The 21444-nt window shown below is 46.3% G+C and carries 23 protein-coding genes; 7 read left to right on the plus strand and 16 right to left on the minus strand.

The annotated features are described in order from the left end of the window. Positions 1–2: 2 nt before the first annotated feature. Positions 3–1790 (plus strand): dihydrolipoyl dehydrogenase, encoded by a 1788-nt coding sequence (gene lpdA, locus PKF022_RS03930; RefSeq protein WP_281777302.1) that lies wholly within the window; start codon positions 3–5, stop codon positions 1788–1790. 80 nt (positions 1791–1870) lie between these two features. Here the strand turns inward: lpdA and PKF022_RS03935 are convergent, their stop codons facing one another. After that, positions 1871–2425: a phasin family protein gene (locus tag PKF022_RS03935; protein WP_281777303.1), complete on the minus strand. Its 555-nt coding sequence runs from the start codon at positions 2423–2425 to the stop codon at positions 1871–1873. A gap of 205 nt (positions 2426–2630) precedes the next feature. Here PKF022_RS03935 and PKF022_RS03940 point away from each other — a divergent pair, with 205 nt between their 5' ends. Both PKF022_RS03940 and PKF022_RS03945 read left to right on the plus strand, forming a co-directional pair. After that, positions 2631–3518, plus strand: a complete 888-nt coding sequence (locus tag PKF022_RS03940; protein WP_281777304.1) for a DMT family transporter — start codon at positions 2631–2633, stop codon at positions 3516–3518. A gap of 120 nt (positions 3519–3638) precedes the next feature. Next, the gene (locus tag PKF022_RS03945) at positions 3639–4655 is read left to right on the plus strand and encodes a serine hydrolase (RefSeq protein ID WP_281777305.1); all 1017 of its coding nucleotides are present in this window, start codon (positions 3639–3641) and stop codon (positions 4653–4655) included. Between the two features lie 2 nt (positions 4656–4657). Here the strand turns inward: PKF022_RS03945 and PKF022_RS03950 are convergent, their stop codons facing one another. The 13 genes from PKF022_RS03950 to PKF022_RS04010 all read right to left on the minus strand — a co-directional run bounded on the left by PKF022_RS03950 (position 4658) and on the right by PKF022_RS04010 (position 16453). After that, on the minus strand, positions 4658–5482 hold the full coding sequence (locus PKF022_RS03950) for an IclR family transcriptional regulator (RefSeq protein WP_281777306.1): 825 nt from the start codon (positions 5480–5482) through the stop codon (positions 4658–4660). Positions 5483–5584: 102 nt separating this feature from the next. After that, positions 5585–6619: a quinone-dependent dihydroorotate dehydrogenase gene (locus PKF022_RS03955; protein WP_281777307.1), complete on the minus strand. Its 1035-nt coding sequence runs from the start codon at positions 6617–6619 to the stop codon at positions 5585–5587. Between the two features lie 9 nt (positions 6620–6628). After that, complete coding sequence (locus PKF022_RS03960; RefSeq protein ID WP_281777308.1) at positions 6629–7375, minus strand: arginyltransferase; 747 nt, start codon at positions 7373–7375, stop codon at positions 6629–6631. Continuing rightward, complete coding sequence (gene aat / locus PKF022_RS03965) at positions 7372–8109, minus strand: leucyl/phenylalanyl-tRNA--protein transferase (protein WP_281777309.1); 738 nt, start codon at positions 8107–8109, stop codon at positions 7372–7374. Before aat ends, PKF022_RS03960 begins: the two co-directional genes overlap by 4 nt. 9 nt (positions 8110–8118) lie before the next feature. Then, positions 8119–8679, minus strand: a complete 561-nt coding sequence (locus PKF022_RS03970; protein WP_281777310.1) for an NUDIX hydrolase — start codon at positions 8677–8679, stop codon at positions 8119–8121. A 9-nt stretch (positions 8680–8688) separates the two neighbouring features. After that, a complete protein-coding gene (locus PKF022_RS03975; protein ID WP_281777311.1) occupies positions 8689–10515 on the minus strand; it encodes a bifunctional anthranilate synthase component I family protein/class IV aminotransferase in 1827 nt (608 codons plus the stop codon). A 24-nt stretch (positions 10516–10539) separates the two neighbouring features. Continuing rightward, positions 10540–11115 carry a peptidylprolyl isomerase gene (locus PKF022_RS03980; RefSeq protein WP_281777312.1) on the minus strand — a complete coding sequence of 192 codons (576 nt, stop codon included), beginning with the start codon at positions 11113–11115 and terminating at the stop codon, positions 10540–10542. Positions 11116–11197: 82 nt separating this feature from the next. Continuing rightward, positions 11198–11824, minus strand: a complete 627-nt coding sequence (locus PKF022_RS03985) for a DsbA family protein (RefSeq protein ID WP_281777313.1) — start codon at positions 11822–11824, stop codon at positions 11198–11200. A gap of 6 nt (positions 11825–11830) precedes the next feature. Further along, positions 11831–13144, minus strand: a complete 1314-nt coding sequence (locus tag PKF022_RS03990) for a replication-associated recombination protein A (protein WP_281777314.1) — start codon at positions 13142–13144, stop codon at positions 11831–11833. 4 nt (positions 13145–13148) lie between these two features. Then, positions 13149–13628: a DUF3429 domain-containing protein gene (locus PKF022_RS03995; protein ID WP_281777315.1), complete on the minus strand. Its 480-nt coding sequence runs from the start codon at positions 13626–13628 to the stop codon at positions 13149–13151. 35 nt (positions 13629–13663) lie between these two features. Next, entirely contained in the window at positions 13664–14518 is an 855-nt protein-coding gene (locus PKF022_RS04000; RefSeq protein WP_281777316.1) for a 3-hydroxybutyryl-CoA dehydrogenase, read from the minus strand. Between the two features lies 1 nt (position 14519). After that, positions 14520–15248 carry a glutathione binding-like protein gene (locus tag PKF022_RS04005; protein ID WP_281777317.1) on the minus strand — a complete coding sequence of 243 codons (729 nt, stop codon included), beginning with the start codon at positions 15246–15248 and terminating at the stop codon, positions 14520–14522. Positions 15249–15256: 8 nt separating this feature from the next. Continuing rightward, entirely contained in the window at positions 15257–16453 is a 1197-nt protein-coding gene (locus PKF022_RS04010) for a pyridoxal phosphate-dependent aminotransferase (RefSeq protein ID WP_281777318.1), read from the minus strand. A gap of 85 nt (positions 16454–16538) precedes the next feature. On the opposite strand from PKF022_RS04010, the gene yaaA reads away from it, so the two are divergent. Both yaaA and PKF022_RS04020 read left to right on the plus strand, forming a co-directional pair. Next, positions 16539–17315, plus strand: coding sequence for a peroxide stress protein YaaA (gene yaaA / locus PKF022_RS04015; RefSeq protein WP_281777319.1), 777 nt, complete (start codon positions 16539–16541; stop codon positions 17313–17315). Further along, on the plus strand, positions 17315–18526 hold the full coding sequence (locus PKF022_RS04020; RefSeq protein WP_281777320.1) for a DUF2863 family protein: 1212 nt from the start codon (positions 17315–17317) through the stop codon (positions 18524–18526). Before yaaA ends, PKF022_RS04020 begins: the two co-directional genes overlap by 1 nt. Positions 18527–18622: 96 nt before the next feature. On the opposite strand, the gene PKF022_RS04025 is transcribed toward PKF022_RS04020, so the two are convergent. Both PKF022_RS04025 and PKF022_RS04030 read right to left on the minus strand, forming a co-directional pair. Then, positions 18623–18997: a hypothetical protein gene (locus tag PKF022_RS04025; RefSeq protein ID WP_281777321.1), complete on the minus strand. Its 375-nt coding sequence runs from the start codon at positions 18995–18997 to the stop codon at positions 18623–18625. Between the two features lie 13 nt (positions 18998–19010). Further along, on the minus strand, positions 19011–20000 hold the full coding sequence (locus tag PKF022_RS04030) for a malate dehydrogenase (RefSeq protein ID WP_215324359.1): 990 nt from the start codon (positions 19998–20000) through the stop codon (positions 19011–19013). 159 nt (positions 20001–20159) lie between these two features. On the opposite strand from PKF022_RS04030, the gene PKF022_RS04035 reads away from it, so the two are divergent. Together PKF022_RS04035 and sdhC are read left to right on the plus strand one after the other, a co-directional pair. Next, positions 20160–20888: a GntR family transcriptional regulator gene (locus tag PKF022_RS04035; protein ID WP_281777466.1), complete on the plus strand. Its 729-nt coding sequence runs from the start codon at positions 20160–20162 to the stop codon at positions 20886–20888. 132 nt (positions 20889–21020) lie between these two features. Next, on the plus strand, positions 21021–21440 hold the full coding sequence (gene sdhC / locus PKF022_RS04040; protein WP_281777322.1) for a succinate dehydrogenase, cytochrome b556 subunit: 420 nt from the start codon (positions 21021–21023) through the stop codon (positions 21438–21440). The last annotated feature ends 4 nt before the right edge of the window (positions 21441–21444 follow it).

Consider the following 21444-nt stretch of genomic DNA (forward strand, 5'->3'; position numbering starts at 1 on the left):
TCATGGCTAAGCAAACAATCCTCGTTCCGGATATTGGCGACTATTCCGATGTGCCTGTTATTGAAGTGCTGGTTAAGGTTGGTGATGTAATCGAAAAAGAGCAGCCTTTATTAGTCCTTGAATCAGATAAGGCAACTATGGAAGTGCCAGCAGATGCTGCGGGCACTGTCACCAGTATTGCAGTCAAGCTCGGCGATAAGGTCAGCAAGGGTTCTGTGATCATGGAGATTGAAGCTAGCGGTGCAGCACCTGCACCTCAACCAGCTCCAGCAGCAAAATCTGCCGCACCAGCGGCCCCAGCTGCACCAGTCATGACAGCAGCTCCGATTGCTGGTCAATACAGTGGCAAAGTTGATCACGAATGCGAAGTATTGGTTTTGGGTGCCGGCCCTGGCGGTTATAGCGCAGCGTTTCGTAGTGCTGACCTAGGCATGAATACTGTTCTAGTAGAGCGTTACCCAACGTTGGGCGGCGTTTGTTTGAACGTAGGCTGCATTCCCTCGAAGGCATTGCTCCATACGACTTCAGTCATGGACGAAGTCAAGACTATGGCGAAGCACGGTATTACTTTTGGTGCTCCGAAGATTGAGATAGATCAGTTGCGTGGTTACAAAGAATCTGTGATTGCTAAGTTAACTGGCGGTCTTGCTGGAATGGCCAAGGCTCGCAAAGTAAAAGTAGTGCGCGGCCTAGGTAAGTTCTTAGACGCAAACCATGTCGAGGTTGAGCTAACCGACGGTACTGGACAAGATCTCACTGGTAAAAAAGAAGTAGTCCGCTTTCAGAAAGCCATCATTGCTGCTGGTAGTCAGCCAGTGAAGTTACCTTTCTTGCCTGAAGATCCACGGATCGTTGATAGTACTGGCGCCTTATTGCTCAAAAGTATTCCAAAGCGCATGCTGGTCATCGGCGGCGGCATTATTGGCTTAGAGATGGCTACGGTCTACAGCACACTAGGTTCACGCATTGATATTACAGAGATGATGGATGGCCTTATGGCTGGTGCTGATCGTGATTTGGAAAAAGTCTGGGAGAAATTTAATGCCGGTCGTTTTGAAAAAATCATGCTCAAGACCCGTGCTGCTAAAGCAGAAGTGAAGCCTGACGGCATTCAAGTGAGTTTCGAAGGCGAGAACGCTCCTGCTCAACCACAAACTTATGACTTGGTATTAGTTGCAGTGGGCCGTACTCCAAATGGCAAGAAGATAGATGCCGGTAAAGCGGGTGTGCAGGTCGATGAGCGCGGATTTATTCCGGTGGATAAGCAAATGCGTACCAATGTCGCCAATATCTTTGCGATTGGCGACTTAGTAGGTCAACCGATGTTGGCTCACAAAGCGGTGCACGAAGGTCACGTTGCTGCTGAAGCTGCTGCTGGTGAGAAGTCTTACTTCGATGCGAAGCAAATTCCATCGGTTGCCTACACAGATCCCGAAGTGGCTTGGGCTGGCTTAACGGAAGAGCAGTGCAAAGCTCAAGGTATTGCTTATGAGAAGGGTTTATTCCCATGGGCGGCTAGTGGACGCGCGATTGCTAACGGACGCGATGAGGGTTTCACAAAACTCATTTTTGATGCAACTACCCATCGCATTATTGGTGGCGGTATTGTTGGTACACATGCCGGTGATTTGATCGGTGAAGTGTGTCTGGCAATTGAGATGGGTGCTGATGCGGTAGATATTGGTAAAACAATTCATCCACATCCAACCCTTGGTGAATCAGTGGGTCTTGCAGCTGAGGCAGCCCATGGCCATTGCACTGATCTGCCACCAGTAAAAAAGAAATCCTAAAAGAACGCGTAGAAGAAATTACGCAAGAAAAAAGCCCCGAGTGATCGGGGCTTTTGCATTACAGAGTGCTCTGCGGTAATTTACTTCTTCTTCGCGGTTTTGCTAACAGTATCAGCAGCCTTTAATACAGTTTCTGTAGCGCTATTGAGATTGGTTTGAGCAACTTCAACTGCATGCTTTACAGCCTTCTGACTAGTCTCAAATACATTGTTCGCAGAAGCAATAGCTTGCTTCATGGCTTGAACAGCTGCATCAGATCCTGCAGGCGCATTCTTAGTCCACTCTTCTACCAAAGAATTGATTTTCTTTTGGCCTGCTTGAAATTCTTTTTCAGCAGATTTAGTAAAGCTGTTTTGAGTCTCGTGCGCTAACTCGTATAAGTGACGGCTATAAGCCATAATTTTTTCTGCCATTGGCTGTACAGCTTCAGCTTGATGAGCAAGCAATTGCTGAATGTCTTTTACTTCCAATGCTTTTTTAGCGCTATTCATGCTATCGCTCAAGCTTTGCTTAGCAATATGCATATTAAGTTCTACTAATTTTTCAATGCTTTGCAGGGCTTGATTGGTCAATCCGCTCAAAGTCTCTAAGTTCGCTTTTTGTGCTGCTGCAAGTTGTTCTGGAGTTAGGTTCATTTCAGTCTCTTTCCGTTTGCGTTTGATTTGTGGCTTGATTTTGTCTTTAGGCGTTCACCTAATGTACTCTCTTTGGCAAATTATATGGCATATATGTTGCGTTGCAACATATTTTCCCATTCTTGGATATAAATGGGGTAGTTGGGTAAAAGCGCCTAAAATCATGGATTGAGTAAAAAATCCTAATATTTTCAGCAAGTTACCCATGAAGCTTACGCTAGACAACGCAATTGCGCCGATATTTGTACTCATTTGGAGTACGGGTTTCGTGATTGCACGTTTAGCGATGCCTTACGTTGAACCAGCAACCTTTTTGTTTTGGCGATTTGCAGGCGTTTTAGGGGCAATGACAGCGCTTAGCTTGGTATGGAGAATCACTTGGCCTAGTTGGCCTCAAATCAAGCATATCGCCGTTGCCGGCATCCTGCTTCAGTTTGGTTATTTGCTGGGCGTATGGTTTGCCGTCAGACTGGGAATGACTGCAGGTTTGGTGGCCATTATTGTTGGGCTTCAGCCAATTGTGACAGCCTGGTTTGCCGCTTGGATTTCGGAGAAGGTATCGCCGCGTCAGTGGATTGGCTTGGGTTTTGGTTTTGCTGGTGTTGCCTTAGTGGTGGCTGAAAAGATTGGTTTTATGCATATTCCTTTGGCGAGTTATGCGCTCGCATTTTCTGGACTGCTCTCGATTACTTTTGGCACTTTGTATCAGAAGAAATATTGCCCAGTATTCGATCTACGTGCCGGCTCCTCTATTCAATTCGGTGTTTCAGCGGTGCTGTGCTTTATTTGTATGTATTTGTTTGAATCAGGCGAGATGGTCTGGAATCCCTCTGTTGTTGGAGCGTTGCTCTGGGCTATCTTCCCCTTATCAATAGGATCAATCAGTTTGTTGTTCATGATGATTCGCAAGGGGGCCGCTACTAAAGTCACCAGCTTTCTCTATTTAGTGCCGCCGACTACTGCAGCAATGGCTTGGCTGTTGTTTGATGAGCCATTTACCTTGTTGATGGCCGTTGGTTTATGCCTAACGATGACGGGCGTGGTGCTGGTAAATGCACGTCAGGCTAATACCGTAGCAACAATTGCAGAGTAAGGATACTGGCTAGTATTAATTTTGGTGAATGAAATGCCTAGATTGGGGCGAATAAAACTGCCTTGTCTTAGGAAATTAATTATCATTCCGTATGTTGAAAGTTTTGGAAGGTATTTTGGGATGCGTTTGAATCGATTTTGGCTCTTTGCCGTAGCGGTATTTTTTGCAGTTGGCGCTTTAGCGAATGCGCCTGCAATTGCTGCCAATAAAGATAAACAGCAAACCAAAACAAGTGCTAAAGCCGCTACCAAGACAAGCAATAAGGCTGCCAAGAAACCCAAAACAGTTCGTGTAACAGTGACACGTTCATCGGAGCCCGTTATTCCTGCAAGACCGTCTCTTGCAACGGCATTAGGCTTACGCGGACAACACGATGAGCTCAATCTTAAATCCAGCGTGGCAATGGTAGTCAATCAAGATACCAAAGAAGTGTATTTTGAAAAGAACCCTTCAGTTAGTTTGCCAATCGCTTCTATTACCAAGTTAATGACAGCGATGGTGGTATTAGATTCTCATATGCCCTTAGATGAAACCTTGGTCATTAATTCTGAGGATGTACAAAGTTATCGCTCTTCACGTTTGGCTGGCGGTACTGTTTTAACTCGCGAGGAAGCCCTGTTATTGGCTTTGATGTCCTCTGAGAACCGTGCTGCATATACCTTAGGTAGAAATTATCCTGGTGGCGTTTCATCATTTGTAGGCGCCATGAATCGCAAAGCCAAAGAGCTTGGTATGGATCACTCTCATTTTGCTGATCCAACTGGCTTGATGAGTGAGAACGTTGCTTCAGCAGAAGATCTGACACGCATGCTCAATGCAGCATACCAATACAAAACGATTCGTGAGTTTTCAACCTGGCCAGATTTGACCATGGTGATTGCAAAACGTCCGCAGAAATTCTTGAATACCAATCGCCTAGTGCGCTCTGGTGATATGAATATCGGCCTGCAAAAAACCGGCTTTATTAATGCCGCTGGTAAATGTTTGGTGATGCAGGCAAGAGTGAATAACACACCGTTGTTATTGGTTTTCTTGGATTCTGTTGGAACACAATCGCGCTTTGCTGATGCTGTGCGTGTCCGCGATTGGTATGAGCGCATGCCTTCTGGGGCACAGCCAATTCGTCGCTTAATGTAAGACTAGTTTGTGCTGCCTGGTTCGGCAGATTTGGGTTTAAAGCCCATGCCCTTGGAGATCTGTAGGGCAGTTTCTTGTAGAGCGCGCAGCCAGTCCGCCTGAATACGATCGGTTGGTGCGCTTAAGGAGAGGCCGGCAACTAATTTTCCTGTGTCATCCAAAATAGCGGCTGCTAAACAGCTCACGCCCAACTCTAATTCTTCATCATCACGAGCGTTACCTACTTTACGAACTTGATTGAGTTCAGCTTCGAGTTTGCCTAATTCCGTAATACTGTTACGAGTGTGTCCAGATAAACCAGTGCGCGTGACATATGCACGAACCTGGCTGGGATCATCGCTAGCTAAAAAGAGTTTTCCAACCGAGGTCAGGTGCAAGGGTGCGCGTCCACCAATCGCGCGAACGACTTGCATGCCTGAGCGTTCGCTATAAGCTCGATCTACATAAACAATCTCATCACCTTGGCGTACCGATAAGTTGACTGTTTCTCCGGTGAGCTTATGCAGGGTGCGCATTGGGAGTTGCGCTGCTTCACGTACTGACAATCTGGCTTTGACTAAATTGCCAAGCTCTAAGAGTTTTAAACCAAGACGGTAAGTGCCGCCATCACCGCGTTCCACCAATCGGCAGGCGACCATGTCATTCAAAATGCGGTGGGCAGTAGAGGGGTGCAAGCCAGTTAATTCAGCAAGATTTTTGAGGCTACTAGTGTCCTCTTGATCGGCCAACGCATCCAGCAAATTCATCATGCGCTCCACCACCTGGATGGCAGTTTTGCCAACCTCACCGGTAGATTTAGAGGTTTTGATAGTTTTGCTAGTGCTCATAGGGCTTATTGTAGCGATTTCATATCAAATTGCATATTATGAAATCCCATTTTATAGGCCTAGCAATGGAAAAACACCCACTTAGGACTGTCTAAGACGGTATTAGGGCTGTCTTAGGGCGGCAGCGCACTCATTGACTAAATCTGGACCTCGATAGATCAAGCCACTGTACAACTGGACTAGGCTAGCGCCTGCCATGATCTTTTCTCGGGCATCGGCGCCGGACAGGATTCCACCCACGCCAATAATCGGTATTTGATTGCCCAATCGTGCTTTTAATACTTTGATCACGATATTGGAGGCATTACGAACAGGTGCTCCAGATAGGCCGCCAGCTTCTTCGCCAAACTCCATGCCTTTGACTGCATCACGGGAGATGGTCGTGTTGGTAGCAATGACTGCATCGATACCAAACTCCAGAAGAAGGTCGGCAATCAGATTGATATCGCCATGATCCAAGTCCGGCGCAATCTTGAGGAAGAGTGGTTTACGTACGCCGTAGCGATCGCATAAACGTTTTCTGGCTTCATCCAAACTTCCTAATAATTCACGTAGCATTTCTTCGCCCTGTAAGGCACGTAGATTTTGAGTATTTGGAGAAGAGATATTGACAGTAATGTAAGTGGCAATTTCGTAAACAGCTTCCATCGCCAAGACATAATCACGAGAGGCCTCTTCAATTGGAGTGCTGGCATTCTTGCCGATATTCATGCCAAGAACACCACCGCTTTGCCAAAATTTAGAGCGCCGTACTCTGCTTACACAGGCATCAACGCCATCGTTATTAAAGCCCATACGATTGATGATGGCCTGCGCTTCTGGTAAGCGAAACATTCTTGGCTTAGGATTGCCTGGCTGTGGGCGTGGAGTGACGGTACCAATCTCTAAGAACCCAAATCCTAATGCAGCAAGCGCATCAATGTGTTTGCCGTCTTTATCTAAGCCGGCAGCCAGACCAACAGGGTTTGGAAACTCGATGCCACATAGCATTTGTGGATCATTGATTGGCTTGGTAACCAAACGCTCTAATAATCCCCAGCGCTGCGCGCGATCCATATTGCTTAAGGTGAGGTTATGTGCCTTCTCAGGATCTAGACAAAAAAGCCAAGGGCGCAAAAGAGAATAACGATCGATCATGGGTAGATATTATGACTCAGAGAGCAGTTGCCAATGATCGTCGATTAAACCTTCCATTGGCTGATACTTCACTTTGTACGACATCTTGTTGCTTTCTTTGATGTAGTACCCCAGGTAGAGGTAGGGTAAGCCTAAGGCGCGTGCTTGCTCGATCTGCCATAGGATGCTGTAGCTGCCATAGCTTGCTGAATGGCTTGAGGTGTCATAGAAGGTGTAAACCGAAGAAATGCCTTGTTCCAAAATATCAATCATGCTGACCATGCGTAATCGACCCGGATGTGGATCATGAGGGCCATCTCGAAACTCAACAATGCGCGAGTTCACCCGACTTTGTAATAAAAATTGCATATACTGATCTTGATCATCGCTATCCATATCGCCACCTTCATGACGTTCATGTTGATAGCGCTGATAGAGTTGGTAATGCTCTTCTTGGTAGCCTAGATTTAATACGGAGGCTTCGAGGCCAGCGTGTTTCTTCTGGGCACGACGCTGACTACGTGAGGGTATAAATTCATTCACCAAAATACGTGTCGCAACACAGGCTCTGCATTCATCACAATAAGGTCGATAGGTATATAGACCGCTTCGCCTAAAGCCAGCATTCAATAAATCACTGTACACATCTGCATGTATCAAATGTGATGGCGTGGCTACTTGTGAGCGAGCTGTCCTGTTTGGTAGGTAGCTACAAGCGTAGGGAGCAGTCGCATAAAACTGCAGTGTAGTTAAAGGAAGTTCTTTAAGCTGGGTCATAGCCAGTGATGCAGGATAGTTTTATCAAAAGTCCAAGATTTATCAATCTTAGTTTGATTTAAAGATATTTGCAGTTGCTCTAAAAAGACTTGCCGAGGAATGGGTGCGGCGCCCAGGGAATGGAGGTGGGCCGTCTCTTGTTGACAGTCAATCATGTGTACCCCATTTTTCAAGCACCAAGCGCTTAGGGCTGCCAAGGCGATTTTGGAGGCATTGGTCTTGCGACTAAACATGGACTCACCAAAAACCATGGCCCCAAAAGAGACGCAATAAAGCCCACCCATCAGCTGTCCATTCTCCATTACAGCAATACTGTGGGCATTACCTTGCTCATGTAATGCGGTGTAGGCATCCATAATTTCATGGGTGATCCAGGTGCCATCTTGATCTTTACGGGCACTCGTTGCACAAGAACGGATGACTGCGCCAAAATCTGCATCAACTGCTATTTGGGAGTGGGCGTCTTGACAAAAGAGGCGAATAATTTTTCGTAAAGACTCGCTGCATTTAAAGTCTTTAGGCTTGAGAACCATTCTCGGATCTGGTGACCACCATAAAACTGGTTGATTGTCGGAGTACCAGGGAAAAATGCCTTGTTGATAGGCGCGTGCGAGTTGACCTGGATATATTTGCTCACTGACCGCAATCAATCCAGGAACACTAGGATCCGGATCAGCCTCCAGTAGGGGGTTTGGAAAAGGGTCGTGTGGCCCTAGCCAGGCAATCTGACCCATGTCGACTCTTTAAATTCTCTCGGATGGCAAGACATCACGACTGCGCACATGAAGTTCTTTGCCAGCAACTAAGTTACCTGCGGCGCGGTCTGCAAAAAACCACTCAAGGGTCTGCTTCACCGTAGGGAAAGCTAAATCTTCCCAGGGAATCTCGTGTTCATGAAAAAGGGCCACCTCAAGACTCTCTTCGCCAGCTGAAAACTCTGGAGTGCTCATCGTCGCTAAATAGAAAAGATGGACTTGCTCAGCATGCGGCACATTCAGTAGGGAGTAGAGCGGTCCAATTTCGACAACAGCACCAGCCTCTTCCAGTGTTTCGCGAGCAGCTCCATGACTTGTGCTTTCGCCAAGTTCCATAAACCCCGCGGGAAGAGTCCAATATCCATGACGAGGTTCAATTGCTCTGCGACATAAAAGTACTTGCTGGCCATATACCGGAATGCTACCTACTACATTACGAGGATTTTGATAGTGAATGCTGCCACATGCTTCACATACATGGCGTTCACGAGAATCATCGGCCGGAATTTTGATTGTCAATACAGCGGCACAGTTAGGGCAATACTTCATACTGACTCTCTAAAAATGGGCTTTGATGGCACCGCGGAGGGCATTACTAAGAATAATCTCATCCGCCATTGAAACATCATTAATAGTCAGGTTGGCTTCACGGGCATTCATTTTGGGATCAGCAAGCAAAGCGGCACGCATGACACCAGGCAAAAGACCGGCGGAGACAGGTGGCGTAAGCCATTCTGAGCTATCTTGAGATTTAACAAAAATGCTAGTCCTACCACCCTCTGTCACAAAGCCTTGCTCATTGTAAAAGAGGGCATCAAAGCCACCCAACTTGACTGCCTCCTGCCATGCTTGATCATATAGTGATCGATTGCTAATTTTGTGACGTAGTAATACATCCCCAGAATGCATCGTTACATCACCAGGCAAGATGTCTTTAGCCCAGAAGATTTTGACTGGTTCATTTGTCTGATGAATGACGGCGCTTGAAACGGATAGCTCTCCATTGGCTGCGAGATCGAGTCTTAAGCGATGCGACAAGTTTTTATCAAAAGACGTACAAGCCTCCAGAATCAACTTTTCTGCAGTCGCAATTTCAAAGGAAATTCTTAAAGCAAACGCAGATGCTTGTATGCGCTGTAAGTGTGATTGAAGTCTCTGCGGCTCACCATGCACCACAGCAATCGTTTCAAATAAGCCTGTAGCACTGGGAAGATCCATCAGAAAAGCAGATTTAATATGACATTCCTGCCATTCTTCCTTGGTATTCGAGTCATTGGTAATGCCGGCACCTATTCCCAAGGTAAAGGAGGAGGCATGCGACTGACGATCCACAGCAATTTCAACAGTACGAATGGGTACGCTAAAAGCAAAGTTACCATTCGGGTCGAGCCAACCCAGGGCGCCACAGTAGTAACCGCGATCTTCGGGTTCAAGCTCTTGAATAATCTCCATGCTGCGCTTTTTGGGGGCGCCAGTAACAGAGCCGCATGGAAAAACAGCTTTAAAAATATCAAATAGACCAACGTCAGGTCTGATCTGACCTTGCACGGTGGAGGTCATCTGCAAGACATCACCATGTCTTGCAACTTCAAATAAATTGGGTACGATTACCGATCCCGGTAAAGAGACGCGACTGAGATCGTTGCGCAGTAAGTCAACAATCATGACGTTCTCCGCTTGATTCTTGGGGTCATCAGATAAAGCGCTGGCAACCGCAGATAAAGCGCTGGCAGTGCCTTTCATGGGCATGGCTTTTAAAGTATCGCCATCGCGTGCAATAAAAAGTTCTGGGGACTGAGACAGCAGAAAGTTACCTTCATACTCTATATAAGCGCCAAATCTCCCTGGCTGCCTATCTCGCAGGCGACTATATAAGGCTAAAGGCGCCCCATAGGTTTCACCCTTAATGCGATAGGTGTGATTAATTTGGTAGCTATCACCACTGCGGATATATTCCTGAATCGCAGCTATATCGGTATTAAAGCGATCTTCGGATATAGACTCTTGTACATTGATGACGCCAGAGCAGCGCTTAGAATCACCAAGTAATGCCAGTTTTTTCTCAATATAGTTATCTACATCCTGTTTTGAGAGTTTTGTGAAGCTCGAGAAAGACCAGGCTTCAATTAAAGGATGGGGATTCTTGGGTGGCTTGGATCTCTGAGGGAGGCGATGAATTTGTCTGCCTAATTCATAAGCAAAAGCAGCGACAACATATTCACCTCTAGCGAGAGATTCAGAGATTTCAGAAAGACAATTCTGGGTGGCGGATAAATCTACAGCGTTATCGCCACTAGGAAGTACGCGCCAGTAGTGGAGCGCATTTTCATAGAGGCGACTGGTAGGTGAGGCCGCAGTACTTTGCGCATCATCGAGCAAAATCATTGCGGCTTGCCTAATAACGCCTGATTACTTCAGAATCGTGGCAGATTCGATAGTGACAGTCTGACTTGGGACATCAGCCATTCTGCCCATACGTGGCGCTGGTGCAACCATGGTTGGGATCTTGCGAATGGCATCAATTGTTTGTGTGCCGGAGATGACTTTACCAAACACGGTATAGCCATTGCCCATTGCATTTGGATAATCTAAACCTGTATTGTCCTTAACGTTAATAAAAAACTGGGAAGTGGCTGAATCAGGATCGGATGTACGGGCCATCGCAATCGTGTAGACATTGTTTTTTAAACCGTTTTGTGCCTCGGAAACGACTGGAGCATTGGTTGGTTTTTGATTTAGATCTGCAGTAAAGCCACCACCTTGGATCATGAAACCATCAATTACGCGATGGAAGATGGTGCCGTTATAAAAACCACTCTTCACATAGTTTAAAAAATTGGCAGTGGTCTTAGGCGCTTTAACGTCATCTAACTCCACCACAAAATTACCCATAGTTGTTTTAAATTCCACCTTTGGTCCAGCAAATGCCACTTGACTGGAGAGGCAGGCAACTGCAACAACGAGGGCGGCGAATAACTTACGCATATGAACTCCTTAAACAAGATAAAAATGACTTGAGTTGATTGTATTGCTCAATACCGCGGGGCGGGTAAATGGAGTGATGCCCTTAACTCAGACCATTGGGGACATTGCCAGCATATGCGTACGAGGCTTCGCCAAACATGCCTGGCCTGGCAAGGTAATCCAAAACCCAATCAATAGTGTCGACACCCCAAAAGCAGTGTTGATTAACAACCAGAGCGGGAACTCCAAAAGCGCCATCCGATTTTGCTTGATTGGTATTGGCAATGAGTTTTGCCTTTACCTCTGGGCTTTCAGGTTTAGGGGTATCTATAGGTAGACCTAAGTAGGTACAAAACTCCGGCCAAGATAGATTGGGATCTCTGCCTTCTACCCACACATAATCAAATGCGCGCTCAACCATTGTCCAGTCAGCATTCTTCTCAACTAGAAGACGTTGTGCTGCAACCGTCATAAACGGATGATGTTCCGGAAAGCGAAAAGGGATGCCTAGCTTCTCTGTTTGCCATACGCAGAACTGATAAGTATGGGGACGTTTAGCTGCAACCTCACCAGGACCCTTATTTTCAGCAGCGCGAAGTAGGCCGCCTAATAGAATCGGAACGGGTTTGATATCTAGCTTACCTTCGAGACGCTGTCTTTGCTTGATGTACAGATAAGCAAATGGAGAAACAATATCGTAATAGAAAGTCGCTGGAGTTTTGGTACTCATATCAAATTACTTTTTCTTGTGCTCGTCATCGAGTTTTTTTAAGAAAGCTAACTTTTCTTTAATCTGAGACTCCAGACCACGCTCAACTGGCTCATACCAATGCGGCTCTTTCATGCCCTCAGGTAAGTATGATTCGCCGGCAGCATAGCCATGAGGTTCATCGTGGGCGTAGCGATATTCTTTGCCATGACCAAGCTCTTTCATTAACTTAGTTGGGGCATTACGCAAATGATTTGGCACGCCTCTGGATTGGTCTTGTGCGACAAAAGCTCTTGCCGCATTAAAGGCGTTGTAGCTGGCATTGCTCTTGGAGGCAACGGCAAGATAAACCACCGCTTGGCCAAGCGCAAGCTCACCCTCAGGTGAACCGAGTCTTTCAAAGGTTTGCGCAGCATCATTGGCTAATTGCATTGCTCTTGGATCTGCTAAGCCAATATCTTCCCATGCCATGCGAATAATGCGACGCGCTAGATAGCGGGGATCTGCTCCACCATCGAGCATGCGGCAAAACCAATACAAGGCTGCATCAGGATTGGAGCCACGAACAGATTTGTGTAGTGCAGAGATTTGATTGTAGAAGTGATCGCCACCCTTATCAAAACGTCGCGCTTGAGCGCTGAGGGCATTTTCAATAAATTGCTGATCGACGTTCTTGAGTTCAGCATTTGGCGTGAGTGCCGCATTACGTACTTGTTCAACCAGATTTAATAGACGCCTTGCATCGCCATCAGCGTTGGAGATGAGCGTGTCAATGGCGGCAGATTCAAATTGCACATCAGGCATTGCATGTTGGCGCGCACGATCAAAGAGTAATTTCAACTCCTCTGGAGTGAGTGACTTCAATACATACACCTGAGCTCGCGACAAGAGTGCGGAGTTCACTTCGAAGGAAGGGTTCTCGGTAGTGGCGCCAATAAAGGTAAATAAACCTGATTCCACGTGGGGTAGCAGGGCATCTTGCTGGCTCTTATTGAAGCGATGAATCTCATCTACAAACAAAATCGTTTGCTTGCCATACTGAGCCATGTTCTGTTGTGCTTGCTCAATAGCCTCGCGGATTTCTTTGACTCCAGCAAGAACTGCAGAAATCGCTATGAACTCTCGATCGAATGCTTTTGCTGAGAGACGTGCCAATGTTGTCTTGCCAACACCCGGGGGCCCCCACAAAATCATGGAGTGTGGCTTGCCCGAGGCAAATGCTAGGTTAAGGGGTTTGCCGCTGGTTAATAAATGCGTTTGCCCAATGACTTCTTCAATCGTTTTTGGGCGCAGCGCTTCCGCCAAGGGTGGGGGCGGAGTACTATCAAAAAGACTGCTCATTGCATCATGCTTGAATAAAAAGAATCACTAAAGATGCCCAGGTTAGGCATGCAGCGGCAATATAGGTTAAGCGATTACGCATCGTCATAAATGCTGCGCGAGTAGCGTCATCAGAAAAATAATATTGATAAGTATTCTGATCAATATTGCGCTGAATAATCAGAGTGGAGGCAAGGATGAGTAGACCCACAGGGATATAAATATGAAGTGCAACCCATGCAACCAGAGCTGGAATAACGCCCCAGATCCAAGCATTACGGTCTTCCCAGCGATCACCAGCGGGTGCTTTGCCTAAGAGGTGCAAATTAGCACCCCAATGTAAGGCCCCCATAAATGAAGTGATGACAGCCCCATAACCAGCTAATGATTCAGCACTCAAGTAGTTCATTGGCGTTGGTGCAAGTTGCACCATTAAAGCCAAGCCAACAAAAGGAATGAGGCCGGCATAACCAAGTTTGCGCACTAAAGGTGGAATGGGATTCACGATGGAGTGATTTCGTTATGAGGTAGTGGGAAAAATTATTTATCGTAGGTATAAACGCCGCGACCAGTTTTACGGCCGAGATATCCAGCTGCAACCATTTCACGCAACAGTGGGCAAGGGCGATACTTAGAGTCGCTGAAGTTTTCAAAATAAACTTCCATCACTGCTAAGCAGGTATCTAAACCAATGAGATCAGCCAATGCCAGTGGACCAATCGGCTGATTGCAGCCCAACTTCATTCCGGCATCAATATCTTCCGGACTAGCAAGTCCTTCAGACAGAACAAAGAATGCTTCATTGATCATTGGTAACAAAATACGATTGACTACAAAGCCAGGAGAGTTTTTAACGGTGATCGGCTCTTTACCAACTCGCTTAGCCATCTCAATAATGGCGGCATGAGTTGCATCGCTAGTTTGTAGGCCACGAATCACCTCTACCAGAGCCATCAAGGGTGGCGGGTTAAAGAAGTGCATACCAATAAAGCGCGCAGGATTGGAATCAAGAGCTGCTAATTTGGTGATGGATAAAGAAGAGGTATTGGTAGCAATGATGGTGTCTTTGCTCACAATCTCATCGACTTGCTTCAAGATTTTCTCTTTAATTGCTTGGTTCTCAGTAGCGGCTTCAATCACCAAACCCAAACCTTTGAAGTCGTGATAAGAAGTGCTGCCTTTAATTCGTTTTAGCGCAGCATCTTTAGCTTCAAGTGTTAAGGTTTCTTTTTTGACGAGGCGATCTAGGCTCTTGCTAATTTGTTCGAGACCACGTTGAACTGCAGCTTCGCTAATATCAACCATGACGACATCAAGGCCAGCAACTGCACACACTTGCGCAATACCATTTCCCATAGTGCCTGCACCGATTACACCGACGGATTGAATACTCATCTTATTTCCTCTTTTGATACTGGGTTGAACCAAATAACTGCTCTCTAGCCTTGTCATCGTGCAAGGGTTTGCGTAATGCGGTTAATACTTCACAACCACGCTTTACAGCTGGTCGTGCACCAATCTTTTCAAACCAACGTTTGAAGTTCGGGTACTCATTGATATTGATACCTTGATTTTTCCAATTACGCGTCCATGGATAAATCGCAATATCAGCAATTGAATACGTTTTCCCTGCAATATAGGGATTATCTTTCAGTTGACCATCCAATACCCCATAGATTCGTTTGGCTTCGTTGGTATAGCGATTGATGGCGTATTCAATTTTCTCGGGTGCGTAGAGGCGGAAATGGTGGTTTTGCCCAAGCATAGGGCCTAGGCCACCCATTTGGAACATCAGCCATTGCAGCACTTCATACTTGCCGCGGGTGTCTTGGGGCAAGAGCTTGCCAGTCTTGCCGGCTAAATAGAGAAGAATCGCTCCAGACTCAAAAAGACTAATGGGCTTGCCATCTGGACCATCAGGATCAACTATTGCCGGGATTTTGTTATTGGGGCTAATCTTTAAAAAATCAGGGGCAAATTGATCTCCTGCACCAATATCGATGGGGTGAGCGACCCAATCCTTTCCCAATCGAAAGCCGCATTCTTCCAGCATGATGTGCACTTTGTGGCCATTGGGTGTCGGCCAGCTATAAACATCAATTACGGTAGATTTTTTATTTGCCATGATGTCCTTTAGATTTTTTCTAAACGTTGTAAGGCGCTTGATAGTGTTTGATCTTGTTTAGCGAAACAAAAACGAATGACGCCAGATTCAGTAGCTTGCTCATAAAAAGCAGAGACTGGTATCGCTGCCACCCCAATCTCCGTTGTAAGCCATTTACAAAAGTCAGCCTCATTGAATTTTGCCTGAGGGATATCTAATGCCGAGTAGTCAGCACACTGAAAATAGGTGCCTGGAGTAGGGAGCAACGTAAATTTAGTCTTGCTCAGTCCCGCCCTAAAAAAATCACGCTTAGCCTGATAAAAGGCGGGGAGATTTAAATAATGTTCAGCATCTGCAAGATATGTTGCTAGACCATATTGCATCGGTGTGTTCACGGTAAATACATTGAACTGATGGACCTTGCGAAACTCTTTTGTAAGTGCCGATGGTGCGGCAACATAACCTACTTTCCAGCCTGTTACATGATAGGTCTTGCCAAAACTAGAAATCAGAAAGCTCCTAGCGGCAAGCTCAGGATGAGAGGCAACGCTGTGATGCTGAGCTCCGTCATAGACCATGTGCTCATAAACCTCATCACTCAAAATCAATGTGGAAGTATTGCGCACTAAGCCTGCGAGGCGATCTAAGTCAGTCTTGCCCCAAACCATTCCAGTAGGGTTGTGCGGCGTATTGATGATGAGCAGTCGGGTTTTGGTGTTGATTGCTTTGGCTAGGATTTCCCAAGGAATTTCATAAGAAGCCACTTGCCCATGCTCATCACGAGTGACTTGTAAAGCAATGGCAATGGTTTTGCCGCCTGCCAATTCAATAGCAGGTCGATAGCTGTCATACGCTGGTTCAATAATGATGACTTCATCGCCCGGACTAACGCAAGCGAGTATGGTCGTCAAAATACCTTGTGTACCGCCCGCAGTGATGGTGATATCGGTATCAGCATCGTAGTGATGCCCATACAAGTTTTGAATCTTCTGGCTAATGCCATTGCGTAGCTCTGCAATACCAATCATGGGTGGATATTGATTGCGATTGGCTAACATCGCTTCATTGACCTCGGCAATCAGTTTTCGATCACAAGGAAAATCTGGAAAACCTTGGCCTAAATTAATTGCTTTGTGCTCTGCAGCTAAAGCTGACATTACCGTGAAGATCGTGGTCCCCACCCTTGGCAGGCGACTTGGAAAAGAGGGGGTCTCTAGTGGGTTCATGGAGGCGAAGGCAGGCGGTCAGTCTTTTAGAGCGGATATATCCGGTAGTCGCTAGAATGGTAAAAATACATAAACAAATTGTGCCATGCTGATCGTCCTTTCACCTGCTAAATCCCTGGATTACAAGACCCCGGCCAAGGTCAAGGCACCCACTTTGCCAGAATTTGTCTCCGAATCAGCCAAGCTGATCGCCGATCTCAAGAAGCTCGCACCACAAGATGTTGCCAAGCTCATGGGCTTATCTGACCAATTGGCAACTTTGAATGTCGGGCGTTATCGCGATTGGTCTAAGAAATTTACTGAAGAAAATAGCAAGCCGGCGATCTACGCCTTTGATGGTGATGTATATGACGGTTTTGATGTCAAAACCCTGGATGCCAAGTCCGTTCAGTTTGCTCAAGACCACATTCGGATTTTGTCTGGCTTGTATGGCGCCCTGAAACCCTTGGATTTGATGCAGCCATATCGTCTAGAGATGGGCACCTCCTTCAAAAATGCAAGAGGTAAGGATCTTTATGCATTCTGGGGCGGTAGAGTGACTGATTCCATTAAGAAGGTTTTAGAAAAACAAAAGAAGCCCGTGCTACTTAATTTGGCCTCGGAAGAGTATTTCAAGGTACTTCAGCCCAAAGAATTGGATTGCCCAGTGATTGCTCCTGTATTTCAGGATGCCAAGGACGGTAAGTACAAGATCATCTCTTTTTATGCGAAGCGGGCTCGCGGTTTAATGGCGCGCTACGTAGTTGAGAATCGCATTACTGATCCAGCAGATTTAAAAGGCTTTAATTTAGATGGGTATAAGTACTATGCCGCAGAATCTAAAGTAGATAAGCCTGTGTTTAGAAGGGCAGAAAGAAAATAATGGCTGTTCATCGCACCAAAGCATCGCAACGCAATTCTCCAGAGGTGGAGAAGTTGGTGGCTGACGCTATTTCTTTAGCTGCTTCTGGAAGTCAGGTCGAAGACCGCTTTTGGGAGGAGCGCTTGAACATGCGCTTAATGCGCTTACTCAAAAGCCAAAATCAAAATGTGATTGATGCTGCCTTAGATCAAACCTTTCGGATTAATACAGTTGCTTTTGAGGTGCTTGCCGATATCGCAGAAACCCTGGCTGAATCCTTGAGAATCGAGCATGAAGGGCAGGAATGGGATGTGTTGTTATTAGCGATGCCTATCGTTGCTCACACGCGCTACCAAATTCCTTCTGGCCCACTGCCAACCAACATCATTGAATCCACAGCCCAAGCATTACATAGCGCGATTGCCTCAACAGATACACGTTTGGCGATTGTTCCTTGGTTGTACAGCATCGATCAAATGCCTCATTCGCATTGTCAAACTCGCATCCTGACTGAATCATTAGCAAGTGCAGCGATCTCTGGAAAAGACGTCAAGCTCGAGTTGCGCGACATGTCAGAAACCATTGCTGTTTTGGCTGATCCCCGTTTCATTATTGCTGCCTTAAGTGCGCCTGCTGGTTCACCAATCTTCCGTTGGCAGGCTGAGCCGCCAGCACGCCAAGAGCGCGGAGTGAGTTTGATTGGCTGGCAAAACGCTATGCAAGAGCCGATTGCTTCTTTATTGCCGGGCTGTGAGTTTGAACTTCTCTTGCCGGAAGCGTATTTCACAAACTGTCGCTTAGCTGATAAGCATGTTCGACCTTTGAGTATTCGTGCAGCGGTGAACTTTCTCGAGAGCACTCTCGGAATTCTGCCTGCAGGCTTATCCTGTGTTGTTGGTGCATTTGGTGAAGAGCAGGCTGATGAGTACCGGATTTCTTTTAGTGCAAAAGGATCCTCAGAGGTAATGTATGGCGTGATCTGGCCTCTATATGACCGCGAGAGTGTGGCAAGCGACGCCTTAAATGATTTATCGGATGATGAGAGTCCGATTAAGAAGATTTGTGATGCTTTGCATGATGCTGGAGTGGAGGATGTCTTCCGCCATGCCATGCTATTTGATCCAGAGCTGTGCGACGACTGCGGCGCACCTTTATTTCCGGATCGCTCTGGTGAAGCGGTGCATGCTGAAATGCCTGATGACGCACCGTCACAGCAACCTTTGTTCCACTAAAGAAATAAGAAATTAAGCAAAGAAACTGCGCAAAGAAACTAAGCAATAAAAAAGCCGAGGAATCCTCGGCTTTTTTAATTAATGCAACGTGAGAAATTAATTCTGCACAAATGGTTCCGCACCAGCAAACAAGTGTGGCAACTTACCAGACTTCATATCTGCTGTTTGGCAGAAATCGGCAAGACGTACACCTGCTTTGATGTTAAACAACATTGCTTTGTTACCTAGCACTACAAGATCGTAACCAGAGTTCATGTTCTTGTAACGCAAGCTGCCTGGCAATGAAGTTTGGCGCTCTAAATCATAAGACTTAGATTCCCAAGTTAAGCGAACTTTTTCAGTAGTGCCAGTAGTTTTGAACTGCTTGCTTTCCTGACAAGTCCATGTGATTACTTCTTCACTAGCTCTAGCATTTACAGCGCCTAAAAGGCTTGCAAGTACTACGCCAATGGCGAGAAGATTTTTTTTCATGTGCGAATTTTCCTTATGAGAGCAGGTGCTTAACGCCAGCTTGCTCTTCGAGTAATTCATTCAAGGTGTGTGTCATGCGCTCACGGGAGAACTCATCGATCTCTAAACCTTCGATCATTTTGTATTCGCCGTTTTCGCAAACAACTGGGAAGCCATAAATTACTTCAGCAGGAATGCCGTATTCGCCTTTAGAAGGAATACCCATAGTTACCCACTTACCATTTGTACCGAGTACCCAGTCATGAATATGATCAATCGCTGCGTTCGCTGCAGAGGCTGCAGAAGATAGACCGCGAGCTTCAATGATGGCTGCACCACGTTTGCCAACAGTAGGAATAAATACATCTTTGTTCCATGCTGCATCGTTGATAGCGTCTTTAACTGACTTGCCATCGATGGTTGCAAAGCGATAGTCTGGGTACATTGTTGGGCTATGGTTGCCCCAAACAACTAATTTCTCAATATCAGCAACAGGCTTATTCAACTTGTTAGCTAATTGTGAGAGTGCGCGGTTGTGGTCAAGACGTAGCATTGCTGTGAAGTTCTTCGCAGGAATATCTGGAGCAGATTTCATTGCGATGTAAGCGTTCGTGTTTGCTGGGTTACCAACAACCAATACCTTGACAGTCTTTTTAGCAACGGCATTCAGTGCTTTGCCTTGTGCTGTGAAAATTTGTGCGTTAGCGGAGAGCAAATCTTTACGCTCCATGCCAGGACCACGTGGACGTGCGCCAACTAAAAGAGCAACGTCGATATCCTTAAAGGCAGTCATTGGATCGGAGTGCGCTGTCATACCGGCCAATAGCGGGAATGCACAGTCTTCCAATTCCATCATCACGCCAGTTAAGGCTTTTTGTGCTTTTTCATCAGGGATTTCAAGCAATTGCAGGATTACGGGCTGATCTTTGCCCAAAAGGTCGCCATTGGCGATACGGAATAAAAGGGAATATCCGATTTGACCGGCTGCACCGGTTACGGCGACACGCATTGGGGCTTTTGCCATTGCTTAGAACTCCAGAGGAAGGTTAATTAAACGAAAACTTTTCTATTATCCATTCAAGTGTAGGGACTTTAGCTTTACACTGTCAATGATGTCTTATATAAGACTAGAATTACCTAGAATTTTATCCAATTGACGCGGTCTGGAGTTAATTTGTCTGATGTGACTTTGCCTGTTGCCTCATTTAGCCCTCTGTACGAGCAGATTAAGGCGATGATTTTGGCTAGTTTGCAAGCCTCTGAATGGCTTCCAGGGGAGGCTATTCCCAGTGAAATCGAGCTGGCTGCCCGTTACGCCGTCAGTCAAGGCACGGTACGCAAGGCAATTGATGAGCTCGCTGCTCAAAACCTCCTAGTTCGTCGCCAAGGGAAGGGTACTTTCGTAGCCACCCATCAAGAAGATGACTGGCAGTACCGTTTTTTACGTTTAGCTCCCGATTCTGGCGAGAAATTCCACCTTACCAACCTGTTTTTGTCCTGCGAAAAGACCAAGGCAAGTGCTTATGTGGCTAGTTTGCTTAAATTAAAGGCAGGTGACCCCATCATTCATATTGATCGGGTACAGAGTTTTGCAGGTAAACCCATTGTTTTTGAAGAGATTTTTCTTCCCGGTGCTCGATTTAAGGGCTTGGACTTAGAGGCTCTCAATGCTTGGCATGGTCCGGTATACGCTTTCTATGAAGGCCAATATGCCACCCATATGGTTCGGGCGGAAGAAAGGATTAAAGCGATTGCGGCAGACGAAGTGCTGTCCAAGCACCTTCATTTGCCCATCGGTGCGCCCCTGCTTTCTGTGGAGCGTGTTGCCTTTACCTACGGGAATAAACCAGTAGAAATTCGTCACGCAAGGTACGACACTTCAGAGCAGCATTACGAGAACAAATTGAACTGAGCAAATCAGTAAAAACCAGTAATTAACCCCTTTAAACGCCAAAAAATCCCCACCATCCCTAAGGTTTCCAATAGAATATGTTGCGATACAACAAAACCACACTGAACCTCCACCTAAAGATAGAGATTACCCATGGTTGATTCACAGCAAAACGTAAAAAAAGATAGACCGGTTTACCGCAATATTGGTCTTGCCCAGTTGATTAAATACCGCCTCCCTTGGGCTGGTAAGGTATCCATTCTTCACCGCATTAGTGGAGCAGCATTGTTCCTCTTGCTGCCATTTATCTTGTATCTCTTCGACCAGAGCGTTGCCTCTGAGTTGAGCTATCAAAAATTCCAGGCTTTTACCGGCAATATATTGGTAAAAATTATTTGCCTCGGTTTGATTTGGTGTTTCTTACACCACTTCTGTGCTGGTATCCGCTACCTCTTGCTCGATTTAGAAATCGGCGTAGAAAAGTCTGAAGCTAATCGTTCGGCCATTGTTGTTCTCGTGATTGGTCTAGCTTTGACTGCAGTAGTTGGTCTCAAAATGTTCGGCTTGTACTAAGCGC

The organism is Polynucleobacter sp. KF022 (assembly GCF_027924105.1).
Classification (GTDB): domain Bacteria; phylum Pseudomonadota; class Gammaproteobacteria; order Burkholderiales; family Burkholderiaceae; genus Polynucleobacter.